This is a genomic window from Alkalitalea saponilacus (assembly GCF_900168165.1).
Taxonomy (GTDB): Bacteria; Bacteroidota; Bacteroidia; order Bacteroidales; family Marinilabiliaceae; genus Natronoflexus; species Natronoflexus saponilacus.
In genome coordinates this window covers 55,784-75,842 of sequence record NZ_FUYV01000012.1, presented here as the reverse complement: position 1 = coordinate 75,842, position 20,059 = coordinate 55,784, and the positions used below count along the sequence as shown (strand labels likewise).

Below are 20,059 nucleotides of genomic sequence, written 5' to 3'. Positions count from 1 at the left end.
AAAACAGCATAAGCAATTCATAAAAAATGCAGATAAATTGGAGAAAAATTAATCGGGTTATTCACCGCGATCTTGGGTATTTCTTTTTCGGAATGGTTATTATTTATGGGCTTTCAGGTATTGCTATGAACCATCGCAACGACTGGAATCCAAATTACATCATAACACACGTAGAGAGTCCGCTGATGGCGGACTCAACTTTGCTTACAGGCACTGATGAGGCGTTTCGCAACTACCTGAAAGAACAAAACATTCGTCAACAGTATAAAAGTCATTTTAGTCCGGCGCCAAATCAAATCAGAATATTTTTAGAAGGAGAAAGTACCCTTACATTAAACTTTCAAAGAGAGACTCAAGTCTACGAAAGCATTCGAAAAAGGCCGGTGTTTTACCAGGTTAACCTGCTCCACTACAACCCCGGAACCTGGTGGAAATGGTTTTCTGATATTTTTGCCGTTTCATTGATTTTAATTGCCATAACAGGTCTTTTTATCCTAAAAGGGAAAAATGGAATAACCCGACGGGGTGCATGGTTAACCATAGCAGGAATTTTATTACCAGTTTTGTTTCTATTGTTTTACAGTTAAGCATACATCAAACAAATGAATAAAATCACCCATCTTTTTGATTCTTTTATAAAAAAAGATGATTTTGCTATTTATAATGTAAGATGATTTGAATAACTTTGGGATACATAAGGAAAAAAATCCATAACCGATGAATAAAAAACATCTTATATTTTTCGTTTTTATACTATCCATGTTATTAATGCCTACAGGTATTAATTCACAGAAGGAAGATCTGGTAAAAGAATGCATGACCGATATTCGCCCGCCTTTTATTGTAGGAGATCGCTCCATGAAGGCTTTTTTAACAGGAGAAGAAGTTGCAGAGTTCAGAACCACTCTTTTCGACGGGAATACATACCGTATTATTTTATGCACTTTTGAAGAGAAGTTGATGGAGTTTTCAATTTATGATACAAACAGAAATCTGTTATTCAACAGTTCAGAATATGGGTATGCCGGTATGTGGGATTTTCAAATGGAAGGCTCAATGGAATGCATCATTGAAGCCAGATTGAACAATGAAATTGCTCAATCTGGTATGGCCATGCTTCTGATAGGTTTTAAACATAGCCGGGAATAATCGACAAGCCTTTATTTTGCCCCACGGTTCTAATCTACCATTTGTAAAATGAGCGAAGGTATTCTTAAAGCACTCATGCAGTTATTTGCACTGGTATCTTCACCCAACCAAAATGAAGAGAACCGTCACAATGTAGTAAGGGACTACCTCACACAACAGCTGAATAATCAAAGAGTAGAAGAATACCTTACCATATATGAGAATTTTCTCCTTGAGCAAGAAACCCGTCTAAAGGAAAAAAGCAGGATCAAGAAAAGATTTGCTGCCAGTTCAGTCAAAGTACTTCGAATAGCCACCCGCATTAACGAGGAACTCACACATTACCAGAAACTCATTGTAATTATTCAGCTTCTTGAATTCTTAAATTCAGGAAGCAAAGGCATTGCAGAAACCGAACTTGAGTTTGCAAACACCATTGCCGATACATTTAATATTAATTCTCACGAATATCTGGAGATATTTGCTTTTATTACAGATGATTTTAAAAGTCAGACTCCGGGGAATAATGTTCTTATTGTAAGTGGAAAAGAGAGCCATAAAGGTAAACAAGGCTATCTATACAGGGAACACCTGAGAAACGAACTTAGAATCCTCAACATCCATTCAGGAAATCTTCTGATTATTAAATCACAGAAGGGTAGTGACCTTACCATAAACGGTCAGCTGATTCAGCCGAAAAAGATACACTTTATGCGTCCCGGGAGTTCATTGCGTCATAACCGGATTACGCCTATAACATATACGGATATTGCCTCCAGGTTTTATAAACCCGGACACAAAGAACCAATCCAATTCAATGTTGACAATATTTTGTTTAAATATGCCGGCAGCGAAACAGGACTTCATCCATTAAGCTTTACCTCAGAATCTGGTAGTTTAGTAGGAATAATGGGAGACTCAGGAGCAGGTAAAACTACATTGATCAATCTGCTCACAGGGATTTTCACACCACAAAGTGGTTCAGTAACCATCAATGGACAGGACATCCATGAAAATCAAGATAAGACAAAAGGGTTGATCGGCTACGTTTCTCAGGATGATCTGTTAATGGAGGATCTCACTGTATATCAAAACCTTTTTTTTAATGCACAGCTCTGTTTTGATCATCTGACAACTCAAAACATCAGAAGAAAAGTTCTCTCGCTTCTGAAAACTTTGGGTCTTTACGAGATCAGGGATATGAAAGTTGGATCGCCACTCGATAAAAAAATCAGTGGCGGCCAGAGGAAGCGACTGAATATTGCTCTTGAACTCATCAGAGAGCCTGCTGTGATGTTTATGGATGAACCAACTTCCGGACTATCTTCAAGAGACTCCGAAAACATCATGGACTTGTTAAAGGAATTGGCTCTAAAAGGAAAACTCATATTTGTTGTTATACACCAACCCTCTTCAGACATCTTCAAGATGTTTGACCAGTTGCTCGTTCTGGATTCAGGTGGATACCTGATTTACAATGGAGATGCAGTAGAGGCTATTAACTTTTTCAAAGGATGTATAAATCACATCAATCGGGACGAGAGCGAATGTCCGTTATGTGGCAATGTGAGTCCTGAACAAATTCTAACGATCATCAACAACCATGTTCTTGATGAATATGGAAACCCTACAGATACTCGAAAGGTAACAGCAGAAGAGTGGTACCAGACATACAATAATTCGCTGGCAACAACAAAAAAACAGATACTGCATAAACCAGAGGAATTACCCGAAATCAGTTTTCATATTCCAAATCGCATAAAACAGTTCTTCATATTTTTAAAACGGGACGTATACTCGAAACTTGCCAACAAACAATATTTGGTAATAAATCTGCTTGAATCGCCAATGCTTGCAATTATTCTTGCAAGCATGATATTATATTTTGACGTAGGTGCAGATGGCGCGGGAAGTTATATATTCTTTCACAACCCAAATCTCACCGTATATATTATTATCGCAGTAATAATTGCCATTTTCATAGGTCTGTCTGTAAGTGCTGAAGAAATTATTAATGATAGGAAAATTCTGAAAAGGGAAGCTTTTCTTGATTTGAGTCGACTAAGTTACCTCTTTTCAAAAGTATTTATTCTGGCCATATTATCAGCCATTCAAACCGGTTTATTTGTCCTGGTTGGAAATTCAATTATGCAAATAGAGAATATGGGTATGGCTTATTGGATGATGCTTTTTTCGTCTGCCGTATTTGCTAATTTGCTAGGGCTAAATATTTCTGACAGCTTTAAGAAAACGGTAAACATTTATATCCTGATTCCCTTTTTAATTATTCCTCAACTTATTCTAAGTGGCGTTTTTGTAAGTTATGACCAATTAAATCCAAAACTCTCCTCCACCCGATCCATTCCGTGGTATGGTGAACTGATAACGGCCAGATGGGCGTTTGAAGGGCTTGCTGTTCATCAATTCAAAAACAACGAATATCAGCAACAGTTTTACGTTTTCGAGAGATTAAAAAGTCAGGCAACCTATAAAAAGGATTTTTGGTACTCTGAATTGCACAATCTATCAAAACGTCTGACCAGAGTACCTGAGAAAGAACAGCAGGAAATATTAAAATTGTTCTATAATGAGTTCACCAAATTAAATAAGAGAGAGATTCAGGATCTCGATTTTGATACTTCAAGAATTTTTACCGCCACCCTGAATGATGAGTTCATTATGGAAATTCAGGAATATCTAAATAAAGTTCGAACCTTTTATATCAATCTTTACAATCGTGCTGATGAGGCTCATGAAAATCGTCGCCGCAGCATTATTGATAACCAGGGCAACGAATACCTGACTTATTTACGAAACAAGCACCATAACGACAACCTTGAAAGATTTGTGCGCAGAAGTAATGATATATTTGCAAATAGAGTCATTCGGTACGATAATCAGCTTATCCAAAAATTCGATCCCATCTATATGGATCCTAAATTTCAAATGATTAAAGCACATTTTTTAGCGCCAACCAAAAACATTGGAAACAGAAGCATTGACACTTTCTGGTTTAATTTAGCTGTGATCTGGATTTACAACATTTCTTTGTTTATACTCTTATATGCAGGATTGTTCAGGAAAGGGATGAACAAAAGTATTACGTTTAAAAACAAGATTACGAAAAAAGCTGACTTCAATACTTAAAAGAAAGCCATGCAATAAAAATAGCATGGCTTTAAATATCAAGCATTTATGCTTTATGCAAAATTCCCATAAACATCTAAAAGCTGTTACTCTTCCATTTCAATCATGGTAAATGGAATGTTGATAATCGACTGGTAATCCTCTCCAGCTTCAAACATATCTTCATCATCCTCCTCGTAGTACCAATTGATGTGAACTTTACTTCCTTTTTTGTAAATCAGTTCGAGTTTCTTAAAAATATCAAGAATACACTTTGAAGAACTTGTATTAAAATATTCAAGTTGAACATTCACGCTTGTAGAATCCAGAGGTTGATTTCCATATGAATCAAGCCAGTCAATCAGTGGTTTATAAAATTCTACTGAATTCTCGGGAATGGATCGACCTTTTATTTCGATTAATCCTTTTTCTCCATCTAATCGAACATAAGGAGTCTTGGGACTCCCTTCGCGAATAATTGTTTCCATATTGTTCAACCGTGTTATTTAGCTAATATAAACATCTAAGGAAAAAAACAGGTATTCATTGTCATGCGGATAAAGCATATATTCCAATTTGTTTCCGGTTTTTCTAACTATATCCAGCATGCCTAACCCTCCTCCTCCTTTCAATGTAATTTCCTCATTTCCTAATATATCTCTGTAAATTGATCTGACTTCTTCATCTGACAGGGAGTTCACCTGGTCAATTCTGTCTTTAATAATACTTATTTTATCTATAAGCACAAAATTTCCAGTTGAGATGCGATAAAAGGAATTATCTCTCGCGAGTATTATCACACCAAATTTTGGAACCAAATCAACTTTTGCAGTGACGGGAGGAATGTCAACATGGTGAAATAAATTCTGAATGCATTCTACAAACACATTATAAACTTTTTTCCTTGTTTTATTCTTTTCATTCTTAAGATTTAGATAGGACTCAATGCTATCCAAAGCATCCGTTATTTTATCGGAAGAGACATCCCCTACATATTTAAGGATGACTTCACCTTGCATTTTTTGTGCTATCCATTTATCTAAATCAAACCCCATCACTAGTTTGGTATCCGTTAATCTATTAACAAAGATAAAAATTTTATGTACTTCCCTGCTTTAATTCCCACGTAATATTACTATTTCACTAGGAATTTTTAATCAAAAATGACTTTTTTTTGGCAAAACCAAAAATATATCAGATGAAAAAACAGTTTTCTTTGATAAAAAGTGAATTTATGTTAACAAAGAATCGTCCTATAGAGTCAATTGGTGCTAAATTCCATCACCACCAACAAAGCCGGTGGAACGCCATTTCTCCTGAATAACTTTGCTATTTGGAGGAACATTTGAAGTTATCCATACGTTTCCTCCAATAACAGAGTTGGCACCAATTGTGATTCTTCCAAGAATTGTTGCCTGGGAGTAGATTACTACGTTATCTTCAACAATAGGATGACGCGGAATGCCTTTAATGGGATTTCCTTTTTCATCCAACGGAAAACTTTTAGCACCTAATGTAACCCCCTGGTATATTTTCACGTGATTGCCAATTATGGAAGTGGCTCCAATAACAACTCCGGTACCATGATCTATGGTAAAACTATGACCAATTTTTGCTCGTGGATGAATATCTATACCGGTTTCAGAATGAGCCATTTCGGATATTGCGCGGGGAATTAAGGGCACGCCAAGTTCAAGCAAAGCATGTGCAATTCGGTAATTAGTAACAGCTCTGATGGCCGGGTAGCAAAATATCACCTCTGCTCTGCTTTTGGCCGCCGGATCACCCAGATAGGCAGCCTCTACATCTGTAGACATTAAATATCTGATATCAGGTAATTGAGAAATAAACTGAATGGCCATTTCAGTAGCTTGCTTTTTACCAGCTGCAATTTCAAATCTGTCGGCATCATCACATCCAAAACAGAGGCCGGCAAATATCTGCTGACGCAGTTTCTCATATAGCAACTCTACGTTTACGCCAATGTAGTATTCGATGCTGGCGGGACGTGCCGGAGAGCCCCCAAAATAACCGGGAAAAATAATTTCCCTAACCAAATCTACAATTTCTTCCATTACCTGCATGGATGGCATCGGCTGATCGGGATAGTGATGGTGACATACCGATTTATATGAGTTTTCGTTTGACAAAGCTTTAATGGTAGTCCTCAGTGCTTCGGGATAAGTGTTTGTGCTCATTTTATTTGAGGTTTTGTTAAAAATCTGTTTAATATTTTTATCGCCAATTCTTTTCGAGTATCACCCTGTCCATATATTTTAAACCATGGAATCTCATAGTATTCCAGCGATTCAACATAGCAGTTATAAAAATAATCTCTTCGGTTACCATTCTCCCTGACTCCATCGTCGTTCCAATCGAGATCGGGAAAACATAAAAGAACTAGATCAGGTTTAGTTTGCAATATTTCTTTATGAAGCCAAACCGGGCAGCACCCGAATACATCCTCAAACCAAACCTTTGTTATAATCAGAAAGGTATCAAAAAAAACCGGAAGATTATCCCCTCTGTAGCTGTTTTGTAGTTTTTTATAGACAAAAATTTGTCTGCGTGCGATTGTTTCAACATCACTAAATGTATACTTCCGATTAAGACGACTGACATAATCTCTGGCATACTCCGGAATTGCCAACCCGTTGAAAGCATCTGCCAGTTGATTGGAGAGTGTTGACTTGCCGGACGCTTCCGGACCGGAAATAACAACTGATAACATCTTGGTATTGAGTTTTATTGAATTCACATATTACGTTTCCACTGATAATATCCAACCACTGCCATGATGGTATAAACCAGAAAAAGGAACGAGGTAACATACAGATCTTTATAAATATACATTCCAAAGGAAACCGTATTGGCAACAATCCAAATCAACCAGTTCTCAAGAATTTTACGTGCAAGCATCCATGTTGCAACAATTCCCGCTGCAGTTGTAAAAGCATCTGCAACCGGCAATTCCGATTCAGGTATTGCCAACAGTTGAGGTAATGTTTTCAACGCGACATATATAATCAGCATTATTACAGCAGTAGCCATAAAAAGCAATACCGCCTGTTTTCCTCCTACCGAGGTTGTTGCCAAATTAGTTTCAATGCGCTTGATACCATTCCTTCTTCCCATCCAGTGAAACCAGCCATAAATACTGATAATTAGATAGTAAAATTGTAAACCCATATCGGCATAAAGACGAGATTGGAAAAAAATTATCAGATATAAAAATGAGGTCAGAAACCCAAATAGCCATAGCCAAATATTCTCCCGAATTGACAGATAGAGGTATATCAGAGCAAACAGCGTGCCTGCAAGTTCCATCCAATGAGTTACGATCCAGTTAACCATTTAATCAGTTTAGGTGTTTTAAATACCCGGTAGGGTTTATTTAATAGATTCATTTTTTGCAGCGCAAACAAGAGTTTGTTTGATGTTTGGGCTAAAATTAGTAAAACAGTTCCTATTATCTTTCTTTCAAACATGAATAATAACGATCAATTGCATATGATTATAAATACAAAAAGGTTGCTCGTGGGAGCAACCTTTTCATTGTTTTATAATTAGCTGATATATTCCAATGATATCAATTCAATAATTCAACAAACAAATCGCGGTTTTCAATTAACTGAATGGCCTTATGATATACTGATATAAGCGGGTTTAAGACCCTGTAATATTCACTGGTTCCCCATAAATCACGTGCAATTAAAGCTTTCATCTGGGTTTTGATTAATTCACCTGAAACATCCATTCCTTTACTATCATGAGATATTCCAGCATTTTCACCCTCCTCAATTAATTTACTAATTAATTCGTCAGGAATCACAAATGTTTCATTAAACTTATGAAAATCGGGAAATTTGTCATTGAATCTCCTACGGTTGTTATCCATGTATTCCATTGTAACTCTGTTGAGCGTACCACTGGCAACAATGCGTCTGTAGTAATCAGAATACATAGTGGTATCCAGCGGGACAAAAAGGTCGGGGATGATTCCACCACCTCCATACACTACACGACCGCTAACAAGCGTTCTGTAAACCTCTTCACCTTCAAACTGAATGGAATCACCATTGGTAAGTTCCCCGTTTAAATGACGAAGACCAATTTCGGAACGGTACTCCTTCACGCCATTATTGAATGGCTTTTGAATGCTTCGTCCTGAAGGAGTATAATAGTTGGCAATGGTTAAACGAATTTCGGAGCCATCGGGCAGACTAAACGGACGCTGAACCAAACCCTTGCCGAAGCTGCGACGACCTATAACCACTCCCCTGTCCCAGTCTTGCACGGCACCGGCTACAATTTCACTTGCAGAGGCAGAGCCTTCGTCAATCATGATCAATAATTCACCTTTTCTCCAAAGTCCCCCACGGCTGGAATTGTGCTCTCTTCGAGGGACTGAATTTCCTTCAGTGTAAAGCAACATTTTATTTGCATCCAGAAACTCGTCGGCTATATCCAGTGCAGCTTTGAGGTATCCACCTCCATTTCCACGCAAATCAAGTATCAGATTCTGCATTCCCTGTTGCTTTAATTCCCGCAAAGCTTTGGTAAATTCTTCGTGAGTAGTGGCTGCAAACCTGCTGAGTTTAATGTAACCTGTTTCCGGGGTAGCCATATAAGATGCATCCAGACTATATATAGGTATTCTATCGCGTGTTACTGTAAAATCCAGTAATCCGGGAGTTCCTTTTCTGTATATTGAAACTGTCACTCGCGTACCTTTTTGTCCTCTCAACATGGAGAAAACATCAGAGTTTTGCAATCCAATGGAGGCAACATTTTCACCATCTATGGCCACAATACGGTCACCGCTCCGGATTCCAACCTCTTCAGATGGTCCCCCAACAATGGGTGTAATCACCACCAATGTATCGTTCATAATGGAAAACTCAATGCCAACTCCCTCAAAATTACCATCTAAAGGCTCATTCATAGCTTTTACTTCGTCGGCTGGAATCAAAACCGAGTGAGGATCCAGTTTACGAAGCATGGATTCAATTGCTTCACGAGCAAGCGCGTCACTATCAACTGTATCTACATAGAAATTGGTAATCAATTGCCATGCAATTTGAATATTGTTAAAAGCCGGATCGTTGCGTTGTGCCGTTAACAGCGTTAACGGTAATAAGAAAATAAACAATAAACGAAACTTCATCATACCTGATTTATTATATTATCCAATTCACAAATCGTTCTCTCTGCAAATAGTCAAGCAAAAATTAAACCATAATCATTTATTCATTTAAACCCTGCAGAAATAAAAGAGAGTTCAGATAAGGAATTCTATTATGGTTTTAAATTAGAACAGTTTATACACCAAATGTGTTTACGTTGCATTACCTCTTTCGGTTATGTCAAATATTAAGATGCTTTTATGGTTTCATCGCTTAACGCGATGATAAACTTTTATACAAATCTAATACAATGAAAGTTACAGGCCTATTAATCGATCGATCGTATTTATCCGGATGAAAAAAGTTTATTTTTTTTTAACAAAAAACCGGAATCTTAAATTCCGGTTTTCAATAATAAATCATAATAAGATTATTCCCATTCGATGGTAGCCGGTGGCTTTGAACTGATATCATACACCACCCTGTTAACCCCTCGCACTTTGTTGATAATTTCGTTGGATATGCGACTTAAAAACTCATATGGCAAATGAACCCAGTCAGCAGTCATCCCATCTGTGGACTGCACAGCTCTGAGTGCTACCACACTCTCGTAAGTTCGCTCATCTCCCATAACACCAACCGATTGAACAGGCAACAACATGGCTCCGGCTTGCCACACTTTATCATACAATCCATTAAACTTTAATCCTTCAATAAAAATATGATCCACCTCCTGAAGAAGTGTGACCTTTTCAGGCGTGATATCGCCTAAAATACGTATGGCTAGCCCGGGCCCCGGGAAGGGATGACGTCCAAGTATGGTGGGGGAAATCTTCATTTCGTGTCCAACCCTGCGAACTTCATCTTTAAATAATAGTCTTAACGGCTCAACCACTTTCAGATTCATTTTCTCAGGCAAACCTCCAACATTATGGTGAGACTTGATGGTAACTGAAGGACCGTTGACTGAAACAGACTCAATGACATCGGGGTAGATGGTTCCTTGAGCAAGCCACTTAACATCTTTAATCTTTTTTGCCTCGGCATCAAACACCTCGATAAAAAGACGCCCGATGATCTTTCTTTTGGTCTCCGGATCACTCACACCCTTTAATTCTCCAAGGAAAAGATCTTTTGCATTTACACCAATCACATTCAATCCCATATGTTTATAGGATTCAAGCACATTTTCGTACTCATTTTTGCGCAGCAATCCCTGATCCACAAAAATACAAGTCAAATTGTTGCCTATGGCTCTATGTAACAGAATGGCTGCCACAGAACTGTCAACTCCACCGGAAAGACCTAAAACAACTTTATCGTTTCCAAGTTGACTTTTCAACGAATCTATGGTGCTTTCAACAAAAGAAGCCGGACTCCAATCCTGAATACATCCACAAATATCAATTAAAAAATTATACAAAATCTGAGTACCCTGGATGGTATGATAAACCTCAGGATGAAATTGTATACCGTAAATATTTTTTTCAGCAACATGATATCCCGCAACTCTAACATCCTTAGTACTGGCAATGATTTCAAATCCATCGGGCAACTGCATGATTGTATCACCATGTGACATCCAAACCTGACTACTGTCTTCAATTTCTAAAAAAAGTTTGCTCTTATTATCTACAAATTCAAGATTGGCACGTCCATACTCCCGTGAATCAGAAGCTTCGACCACTCCGCCGTAAGATTGGGCAAGATACTGTGCACCGTAACAAACACCTAAAACAGGCAACTTTCCAATGATATGGCTTAACTGGGGAATTGGAGCATTTTCATCGCGAACACTGGATGGACTTCCGGATAATATGACCCCCTTTACCGTTTCATCCAACTCAGGAACATGATGATAAGGATGGATTTCACAATATACATTGTGTTCTCTTACACGTCGGGCAATCAACTGTGTGTATTGTGATCCGAAATCAAGAATGATGATTTTGTTCTGCATTTGTGTATATCTTAAAATTGATTTTTATAATCTGAATGGTGTCGCAAATATAATGAGAATCAATCAAATTATATGATTCTATAGGTTTGGAATGTACGGAATTTCAAAAATCCTACCCTCTTTTGCAAGCTGGGTATTTGGAAAAACTGATTGAGCTTGTTGCTGAAAGGGATCCAAATCGAAATACCGGGTACTGAAATGACCTATTATTAATTTCTTAACTTCCGCTTTTAGGGCAAGCAGACCAGCCTGTCGGGCTGTGCTGTGAAAAGTTGATTTAGCAAGAGATTCCTTCTCATCAAGAAAGGTTGCTTCATGATACATTAAATCAACTCCCCTTATCTGGTCAATAATCTTTTCATTATATGCAGTATCGGAGCAAAAAGCATAGCTTCTGGGTGGAGCAGCAGGTTTGGTGAGCTTTTCATTCGGAACCACTTCACCCTCACTGGTAATAAAGTCTTCACCATTTTTAATGAGTGGTATTGATTTTAAAGGTACTTGATAAAAATCCAGCATATCACGAATCACATGTTTTTTGCGTGGCTTTTCCCTGAAAAGAAAGCCACATGTTGGAATGCGGTGCTTCATTGGTATGGTTTCCACACTTATCTTTTCATCCTCATAAATTACATCCGATTTAGAAGGCTCAATGCTATGAAATACCACTTTAAAAGAGATTTCCCTACAGAAATAATCAATTTGTGGCTGCATTACCCTTTGTAGATCTTCATGTCCATAAATATGCAGATCCGGTTTACGTCCAAGCAAGCTGAATGTGGAAATTAATCCAATCAATCCAAAGCAATGATCTCCATGCAGGTGAGAAATAAAGATGTGATTGATTCGGTTAAACCTAATTTTGTTTCGTCGCAGTTGGAGTTGTGTGCCTTCTCCACAATCGATTAAAAAAAACCGCTCAGATGCATTGAGCACCTGAGCGGTTGGGAATCTTTCTGATGTGGGTAATGCTGAATTGCTACCTAAAATAGTTACAGAAAATTGCATCAAAGAATCTCCTTAACTATTTTGACTGCAAAGACTTACGCATTACTTCAATGCCATCTTCAGCAGTGGGAGCAATATTGATGACCGTGTTTAATTGTGAAACGGAAATCAATCTTTCAACGGCAGGCTGTAAACCAGCCAACACAAATACCCCATCACTATTCTTGCATAATCTGTTGGCAACCAATATGGCACTCAAACCGGATGAGTCACAATAAGTACATTTACTTAAATCCAAAAGAATATTCTTTTCATTGTTACCGGCAAGAAGAACCAGTTCTGATTTCAGTCCTGGGGCAACAGTTGTGTCAAGTTTCTCCTTTTGTACCTTCACCAGGATGAAGTCATCCAGTTTGTCGATCTTAAAATCCATGTTGATTTAACAGTTAATTAAATAATTCTATTCCCGGGGCTTTTTTTCATCAGCTTCCATCTGATCTTTTAAAGCAGCCAGTTCGGAAATATCACCAAGCGTGGTTTTTTCAAGGTTATCCTTGAGTTTCTTCACGTTTTTCTTGGTAGTCTCAGCAGCTTTTACCTGCTCTTTCTTAGCTGTTTGCTCTTCAGATCTCTTCTCATCTTCGAAAATACGAGAGTGAGACAGAATGATGCGTTTTGCTCCCTTATTAAATTCAATTACCTTAAATTGAAGTTTTTCTTCGGCTTTGGCCTGCGATCCATCTTCTTTAACAAGGTGACGAGGAGTAGCAAATCCTTCCACTCCGTATGGTAATGCAATAACGGCACCTTTATCGAAAATGTCAACTATTGTACCCTCATGAATTGAATCAACAGTAAAAATAGTTTCGAACACATCCCATGGGTTTTCCTCCAATTGCTTATGTCCTAAGCTCAAACGTCTGTTTTCCTTGTCAATTTCAAGTACAACCACTTCAATTTCTTCACCAATAGCAGTAAACTCAGCCGGATGCTTCACTTTCTTTGTCCATGAAAGGTCAGAAATATGAATCAGTCCGTCAATTCCTTCTTCAATTTCTACGAAGACTCCAAAGTTAGTGAAGTTACGAACTTTTGCTGAATGTTTACTACCCATTGGGTATTTTTCTTCAATGTTATCCCATGGATCTGGCTTAAGTTGCTTAATACCAAGCGACATTTTGCGCTCATCACGATCCAGAGTTAAAACAGTAGCTTCAACCTCATCGCCCACTTTCAGGAAGTCCTGAGCACTGCGAAGATGCTGTGACCATGACATTTCAGAAACGTGAATAAGACCTTCAACACCTGCAGCAATCTCAACGAATGCACCGTAGTCAGCCATTACGACCACTTTACCCTTAACAATGTCACCTACTTTAAGTTCCTGGTTCAATGAATCCCAAGGATGAGAAGTTAACTGCTTAAGGCCAAGTGCGATGCGCTTTTTCTCATCATCAAAGTCGAGAATAACCACATTAAGTTTTTGATCCAACTGTACAATCTCTTCAGGATGAGAAACACGTCCCCATGACAGGTCAGTGATGTGGATAAGTCCATCAACACCCCCAAGGTCAATGAACACACCATAAGAGGTAATGTTCTTAACTGTTCCTTCAAGGACTTGTCCTTTTTCCAGTTTAGAGATGATCTCTTTCTTCTGTTGCTCTAGCTCAGCTTCAATCAGAGCCTTGTGCGATACAACCACGTTCTTAAATTCAGGATTGATTTTTACAACCTTGAACTCCATGGTTTTTCCTACAAATACGTCGTAGTCACGAATAGGTTTCACATCGATTTGCGAACCCGGAAGGAAAGCTTCAATTCCAAATACATCTACAATCATACCACCTTTGGTGCGGCACTTGATGTATCCTTTAATCACTTCGTCTTTTTCCAGGGCTTCATTCACACGATCCCATGAGCGTAATGCTCTTGCTTTTTTGTGCGAAAGAACCAGCTGGCCTTTTTTGTCTTCCTGACTTTCTACATAAACCTCAACCTGATCTCCAACTTTCAGATCGGGGTTGTAACGAAATTCGTTGCGACTTACAATACCATCAGATTTAAAACCAATGTTGATGACTACCTCACGCTTATTCATAGCGATAACTGTACCATCAATCACTTCTTTTTCAGAAATGGTGGAAAGGGTTTCATCATAAAGCTTTTCAAGGTCTTCCTTTTTGGCACCTTCTAACGACATGTCGTCAGCTTCAAAACTATCCCAGTCAAAGTTGTCATCTGCACTTTCAGTTGCAACTTTTTCAGCAGCAGGCTGTACCTTCTGCTCTTCTTTAATTTCGGACTGAACCTCTTGGTTCTGGCCGTTTTCTTCTAATTCTGCCATTAAAATTTAATTACAAAACTAATTGGTTAGACAATATGTTATTTATCAAAATTGCTGCAAAAATACCACTTTTCCTTTGATTTACATATTAGTTTCATTAAAAATCTGCTGTTAAATTCATTAAATTGTGTAAAACCTTATGGTTTTACACCTATTTAACAAATAATTAAAGATAAAATTCTAAATTTTAATTTCATGCTCTTTGAAAAATGGCTATTTTTGGGAAAATTTCAATCTTGATTAAAAAGAAATAAACACTGTTTAAACCCCCAATAACTAATTAAAAATAAGATCAAATGAAGATTTCCATTGTAGGAACAGGTTATGTTGGCTTAGTAACCGGAACCTGTTTCGCAGAAACAGGTATCAACGTAACATGTGTTGATATTGATGAGAATAAGATCAAAAACCTGAAACAGGCAATTATTCCTATATACGAACCGGGTTTGGAAACATTAGTAAAAAAGAACCTGGAAAAACAAAGGATTTCATTCACCACAAGTTTAAAAGAAAGCATTGACCAAACAGATGTTGTATTTATTGCCGTTGGTACTCCTCCCGGCGAAGACGGTAGTGCAGACCTAAGCCATGTGCTGAACGTTGCCAGAGAGATCGGAAAAAACATGACCCACCATTTGGTTGTGGTAACAAAAAGCACAGTACCAATAGGTACTTCAGTTAAGGTTAAAGCTGCCATTAGAGATGAACTTGAGAAACGAGGTGCTCAAATTCCTTTTGATGTGGCTTCCAATCCTGAGTTTTTAAAAGAAGGAAACGCCATTGAAGATTTCTTGAAACCTGACCGCATTGTTGTTGGTGTTGAGAATGAAAAAGCACAAACCATCATGAGCAGGCTTTACAAGCCTTTTGTGCTTAATAACCATCCGATTTTGTTTATGGATATTCCTTCGGCCGAGCTGACCAAATATGCAGCCAATGCTATGCTGGCGACAAAAATCAGTTTCATCAACGATATTGCCAATTTATGTGAATTGGTTGGTGCTGACATCAATATGGTACGCAAAGGTATTGGAACCGATTCACGAATTGGAAATAAGTTCATATATGCCGGGGCAGGTTATGGTGGCAGCTGTTTTCCCAAAGATGTTAAAGCCATCATAAAAACTGCAGAGAAAAACAACTACCCATTGCGACTGCTTCAGGCAGTTGAAGCCATCAACGACGATCAGAAGAAAGTGCTGGTTAATAAGGTTAAAAATCATTTCAAAGATGATCTAAAGGGTAAAACCTTTGCCATTTGGGGGTTAGCATTCAAACCAAATACTGATGACATGCGTGAAGCTCCTTCACGAGTTATCATTCGTCATCTGTTGGATGCCGGTGCTAAGGTACACGCATACGATCCTGTAGCAACCCATGAGGCTCAATCCATTTTTGGTGATGAAATCACCTATGGAAAAGATCCATACGATGTTTTAATCGAAGCCGATGCACTCTTGCTGGTTACCGAATGGCCTGAATTCAGGATGCCTAATTTTAAGGTGATGGAAAAACTGATGAAGAATAAGGTAATATTTGACGGTCGTAACATTTATGATCCGCAAGAAATTAATGAGAACGGTTTTGACTATTATGGAATTGGCCGAAAGTCAATCAGAGAATAAATTAAAATAAAATCCTGGTGAGAAGAATTTTAATAACCGGAGGAGCCGGATTTATCGGCTCTCATTTGTGCGAACGTCTTTTAAAAGAAGGCAATGAAGTGATTTGTCTGGACAATTATTTTACAGGGAGCAAATCCAACATTGTTCATCTTCTGGATAATCCTTATTTTGAACTGATCAGACATGATGTAACTCATCCATATTATGTAGAGGTGGATGAAATTTACAACCTGGCATGTCCTGCCTCTCCTGTTCATTACCAATACAATCCCATCAAAACCATAAAGACATCGGTGATGGGTGCCATTAATATGCTGGGACTTGCCAAACGCATAAAAGCAAGAATTCTTCAGGCATCAACCAGTGAGGTTTATGGAGATCCACTGGAACATCCCCAACCAGAATCATACTGGGGCAATGTAAATCCAATTGGCGTTCGATCTTGTTATGATGAAGGGAAAAGGTGCGCTGAAAGTCTGTTTCTGAATTATCACCGGCAAAACAATGTTGATATTAAAATTGTTAGGATATTTAACACCTACGGTCCCCGCATGCATCCCAACGACGGAAGGGTAGTCTCCAATTTTATTGTGCAGGCTTTAAAGGGTGAGTCCATCACCATATTCGGAGATGGATCACAAACCCGAAGTTTTCAGTATGTGGATGATCTCTTGGAAGGTATGATTCGCATGATGAAGAGTGATAAATCCTTTACAGGGCCTGTGAACCTTGGAAACCCAAATGAATTCTCAATGATTCAGCTGGCTAACGAGATCATTGACATCACCGGATCAAAATCAACCATCAAATATTTGCCACTTCCTGAAGATGACCCAACCCAAAGGCAACCGGACATTTCTCTTGCAGGTAGAGAACTAAACAACTGGAAACCTGTTATTCAATTACGTGAAGGATTAGAAAAAACGGTTGCATATTTTGACAAACTCTTATTGATGGAATCTTGAAAACCGGGAGTTAGTTTGAGTAAGATTATGAAACTGCTTAAATTTTGTTTCTAAAGAAATTTATAGATGCCAAGACAGGTAGAATAGCATAATAAAGATAATTAGTAATATGTGTCCCGACGGTTTGGGATTATAATCTTGTCTATCGGTCTATATATTTTATATCTAAAAACCTTTTTAATTAAATCAACTGATATCATAGCAATTGTTTGTTTTATAACAATTTTAACCAAAACCAAAGAATTATGATGAAGGGAATTATTCTAGCAGGCGGATCAGGAACCAGACTGTATCCTGCAACAAGAAGTATCTCAAAACAAATTATCCCGGTTTACGATAAACCGATGATATATTATCCCCTTTCGGTTCTTATGCTTTCAGGCATTAGAGAAGTGCTGATTATTTCCACTCCGGAAGATTTGCCACTTTACAAGCGTCTTTTTGGCGATGGCGCCAATATGGGATTATCACTTTCCTATGCTGATCAGCCATCCCCGGATGGTCTGGCACAAGCTTTTCTCATTGGAGAAGAATTTATAGGAGATGATCCGGTCTGTCTGATTTTGGGAGATAATATTTTTTACGGTTTTGAATTTGGGAAGATTTTAAGGGAAGCCAATAAACTTAAAGATGGCGCGTTGGTATTTGGATACTATGTAAACGATCCGGAAAGGTACGGCGTTGCAGAGTTTGACAAATCCGGAAAAGTTCTGAGTATTGAAGAAAAACCGGAAAAACCAAAATCAAACTTTGCCGTTACCGGACTCTATTTTTATGGTTCGGATGTGGTTTCTAAAGCGAAAACCCTAAAACCAAGTAAACGTGGCGAACTGGAAATAACAGACTTAAACAGGTTATACCTCAACGAAGAAAAACTGCATGTAAAACTATTGGGACGAGGAATGGCCTGGTTGGATACAGGAACGCATGACAGTTTATTGCAAGCATCAAACTTTATTTCAACCATTGAGAAGCGTCAGGGATTAAAAATTGCCTGTATTGAAGAAATTGCCTATAAAAAAGGGTGGATTGACAAAAAAAGCCTTCTGGAATTGGCCAAACCTCTGGAGAAAAATGAATATGGCCAGTATCTGAAAAAGATTGCAGCAGAAGACATTCAGGAAATAAAAGATGAACTTTAATATTTCCAATTAAACATATACGTGGGTAAAACAATATGAAAATTACAAAAACTGAAATTCCGGGATTATTAATCATTGAACCCAAGATATTTGGGGACAGCAGAGGTTGTTTTTTTGAGTTATTCAATCAAAAAAGCTATCAGGAAAATGACCTTAAAACCAATTACATCCAGGATAATGTGTCCTATTCATCGAAAAATGCTGTAAGAGGGTTACATTATCAGCTTTCGCCATTTGCACAGGCAAAACTTGTACAAGTTTTGCATGGGAAAGTTCTGGATGTGGCGGTTGATTTACGAGAAAATTCACCCACTTACGGGCAACATTACGCCATTGAATTATCTGCTGAAAACAAGCTTCAATTCTATATTCCCCGTGGTTTTGCTCATGGGTTGAGCGTTTTAAGTGATCATTGTGTGTTTTATTATAAATGTGATAATTTTTACAATCACGAAGCCGAAAGGGGTATAAACTTTAATGATCCTGAACTTGGAATTGATTGGAAAATACCGGTGGATCAGGCAATAGTTTCCCCAAAAGATGAAGTACTGCCTTCATTTAAAGAGGCAGAGAAGAATTTCTTTTTTAAAGAGGATTAACCTAAAACCTGACTGGTTTTTCTGCTTTGTAAATTAACATAGAGGACAAATTTCTGTATACAAATTAAAATGCAAGTACTTATAGTTGGCGGTGAAGGGCAATTAGGGAGTTCTCTTGAACAAAGAGTTTCCGGTGCCGGATTTAAATCCGTTACCATTACCAGGCAAGAGCAATTAGACATCAGCAGCGAGAAGTGCATTAATGATTTTCTCAAAATTCATGATTTTGATATCCTGATTAATTGCGCTGCATATACGGCTGTTGATAAAGCTGAAACGGATATGGAGACGGCTCATACAATCAACGCACTGGCACCTGGATGGATGGCTTCATGTGCTGCCGAAAAAAATGCCGGCATCATTCACGTATCAACCGATTATGTTTTTGATGGTACATCCAATCTGCCTTTAACACCGGAAATGGATGTTAACCCCACATCTGTTTACGGAAAAACCAAACTGCAAGGTGAAAGAAATGTTCTCTACGAAAATTCTAAAAGTTTGGTCATTCGTACCTCCTGGTTATATTCAGAATTTGGTCATAATTTCGTAAAAACCATGCTGAGACTGGGATGGGAACGTGATGAACTCCGAGTTGTGTTCGATCAGATTGGTACGCCAACCTATGCCGGGGATCTGGCTGACACCATCATTAAAATGCTTCAGCTGATATCAAGCAACCCAAATAGTTTTAATTCAGGCATTTACCACTACTCCAACGAAGGGGTTTGTAGTTGGTATGATTTTGCAAAAATGATTTTCTCAATTACGGGTATTGATTGCAAGGTGCTACCTGTTCGTTCAGAAGAGTTTCCGACTGCAGCAAAGCGTCCTGCCTTCTCAGTTATGGATAAATCAAAAATCCGAAAGGATTTTGATATTGAAATACCGTATTGGATAGATAGTTTGAAGGCTTGTCTGAATAACATCATTCATTCATAAATAGGAATTATCAGCTTATTGAAAAGCTTATTGAAAAATGATATTACTTTTGGTTTCTTCAAACTTTTATTTGACAGAATATCATTTTGTTCAGTGAATTATTAAGAAAGATTAACGTACCATCCTCAGACAAACATTTCAATTTACCATT

General features: G+C 38.1%; 18 protein-coding genes. 8 read left to right on the top strand and 10 right to left on the bottom strand.

Annotated features, from left to right (window positions below):
• The first annotated feature begins 26 nt into the window (after nucleotides 1-26).
• The 3 genes from B5X70_RS10725 to B5X70_RS10715 all read left to right on the top strand — a co-directional run bounded on the left by B5X70_RS10725 (nucleotide 27) and on the right by B5X70_RS10715 (nucleotide 4,275).
• On the top strand, nucleotides 27-587 hold the full coding sequence (locus tag B5X70_RS10725; protein WP_079557902.1) for a PepSY-associated TM helix domain-containing protein: 561 nt from the start codon (nucleotides 27-29) through the stop codon (nucleotides 585-587).
• Between the two features lie 130 nt (nucleotides 588-717).
• Nucleotides 718-1,149: a hypothetical protein gene (locus B5X70_RS10720; RefSeq protein WP_143255065.1), complete on the top strand. Its 432-nt coding sequence runs from the start codon at nucleotides 718-720 to the stop codon at nucleotides 1,147-1,149.
• A gap of 48 nt (nucleotides 1,150-1,197) precedes the next feature.
• On the top strand, nucleotides 1,198-4,275 hold the full coding sequence (locus tag B5X70_RS10715; protein WP_079557900.1) for an ATP-binding cassette domain-containing protein: 3,078 nt from the start codon (nucleotides 1,198-1,200) through the stop codon (nucleotides 4,273-4,275).
• An 86-nt stretch (nucleotides 4,276-4,361) separates the two neighbouring features.
• Here B5X70_RS10715 and B5X70_RS10710 read toward each other — a convergent pair whose 3' ends face one another.
• The 10 genes from B5X70_RS10710 to rpsA all read right to left on the bottom strand — a co-directional run bounded on the left by B5X70_RS10710 (nucleotide 4,362) and on the right by rpsA (nucleotide 14,635).
• On the bottom strand, nucleotides 4,362-4,742 hold the full coding sequence (locus B5X70_RS10710) for a DUF1987 domain-containing protein (RefSeq protein ID WP_079557899.1): 381 nt from the start codon (nucleotides 4,740-4,742) through the stop codon (nucleotides 4,362-4,364).
• Between the two features lie 18 nt (nucleotides 4,743-4,760).
• Complete coding sequence (locus B5X70_RS10705; protein ID WP_079557898.1) at nucleotides 4,761-5,309, bottom strand: SiaB family protein kinase; 549 nt, start codon at nucleotides 5,307-5,309, stop codon at nucleotides 4,761-4,763.
• 216 nt (nucleotides 5,310-5,525) lie between these two features.
• Nucleotides 5,526-6,452: a serine O-acetyltransferase EpsC gene (epsC, locus tag B5X70_RS10700; protein WP_079557897.1), complete on the bottom strand. Its 927-nt coding sequence runs from the start codon at nucleotides 6,450-6,452 to the stop codon at nucleotides 5,526-5,528.
• Entirely contained in the window at nucleotides 6,449-6,985 is a 537-nt protein-coding gene (locus B5X70_RS10695) for an AAA family ATPase (RefSeq protein WP_079557896.1), read from the bottom strand. Before B5X70_RS10695 ends, epsC begins: the two co-directional genes overlap by 4 nt.
• A gap of 23 nt (nucleotides 6,986-7,008) precedes the next feature.
• On the bottom strand, nucleotides 7,009-7,608 hold the full coding sequence (gene pnuC, locus B5X70_RS10690; RefSeq protein WP_079557895.1) for a nicotinamide riboside transporter PnuC: 600 nt from the start codon (nucleotides 7,606-7,608) through the stop codon (nucleotides 7,009-7,011).
• A 235-nt stretch (nucleotides 7,609-7,843) separates the two neighbouring features.
• On the bottom strand, nucleotides 7,844-9,424 hold the full coding sequence (locus B5X70_RS10685; RefSeq protein WP_079557894.1) for a S41 family peptidase: 1,581 nt from the start codon (nucleotides 9,422-9,424) through the stop codon (nucleotides 7,844-7,846).
• A gap of 386 nt (nucleotides 9,425-9,810) precedes the next feature.
• Complete coding sequence (gene guaA, locus B5X70_RS10680) at nucleotides 9,811-11,340, bottom strand: glutamine-hydrolyzing GMP synthase (protein WP_079557893.1); 1,530 nt, start codon at nucleotides 11,338-11,340, stop codon at nucleotides 9,811-9,813.
• 78 nt (nucleotides 11,341-11,418) lie between these two features.
• Nucleotides 11,419-12,348, bottom strand: coding sequence for a ribonuclease Z (locus B5X70_RS10675; protein WP_079557892.1), 930 nt, complete (start codon nucleotides 12,346-12,348; stop codon nucleotides 11,419-11,421).
• Nucleotides 12,349-12,364: 16 nt separating this feature from the next.
• Complete coding sequence (locus tag B5X70_RS10670; protein WP_079557891.1) at nucleotides 12,365-12,721, bottom strand: STAS domain-containing protein; 357 nt, start codon at nucleotides 12,719-12,721, stop codon at nucleotides 12,365-12,367.
• Nucleotides 12,722-12,748: 27 nt separating this feature from the next.
• Nucleotides 12,749-14,635 carry a 30S ribosomal protein S1 gene (gene rpsA / locus B5X70_RS10665; RefSeq protein WP_079557890.1) on the bottom strand — a complete coding sequence of 629 codons (1,887 nt, stop codon included), beginning with the start codon at nucleotides 14,633-14,635 and terminating at the stop codon, nucleotides 12,749-12,751.
• Nucleotides 14,636-14,931: 296 nt separating this feature from the next.
• Here rpsA and B5X70_RS10660 point away from each other — a divergent pair, with 296 nt between their 5' ends.
• The 5 genes from B5X70_RS10660 to rfbD all read left to right on the top strand — a co-directional run bounded on the left by B5X70_RS10660 (nucleotide 14,932) and on the right by rfbD (nucleotide 19,908).
• Complete coding sequence (locus B5X70_RS10660; RefSeq protein WP_079557889.1) at nucleotides 14,932-16,260, top strand: UDP-glucose dehydrogenase family protein; 1,329 nt, start codon at nucleotides 14,932-14,934, stop codon at nucleotides 16,258-16,260.
• A gap of 17 nt (nucleotides 16,261-16,277) precedes the next feature.
• Entirely contained in the window at nucleotides 16,278-17,225 is a 948-nt protein-coding gene (locus tag B5X70_RS10655) for a UDP-glucuronic acid decarboxylase family protein (RefSeq protein WP_079557888.1), read from the top strand.
• 248 nt (nucleotides 17,226-17,473) lie between these two features.
• Nucleotides 17,474-18,367: a glucose-1-phosphate thymidylyltransferase RfbA gene (gene rfbA, locus B5X70_RS10650; RefSeq protein ID WP_079557964.1), complete on the top strand. Its 894-nt coding sequence runs from the start codon at nucleotides 17,474-17,476 to the stop codon at nucleotides 18,365-18,367.
• Between the two features lie 35 nt (nucleotides 18,368-18,402).
• Nucleotides 18,403-18,966, top strand: coding sequence for a dTDP-4-dehydrorhamnose 3,5-epimerase (rfbC, locus tag B5X70_RS10645; RefSeq protein ID WP_079557887.1), 564 nt, complete (start codon nucleotides 18,403-18,405; stop codon nucleotides 18,964-18,966).
• 69 nt (nucleotides 18,967-19,035) lie between these two features.
• Entirely contained in the window at nucleotides 19,036-19,908 is an 873-nt protein-coding gene (gene rfbD, locus B5X70_RS10640; RefSeq protein ID WP_079557886.1) for a dTDP-4-dehydrorhamnose reductase, read from the top strand.
• Nucleotides 19,909-20,059: the final 151 nt, after the last annotated feature.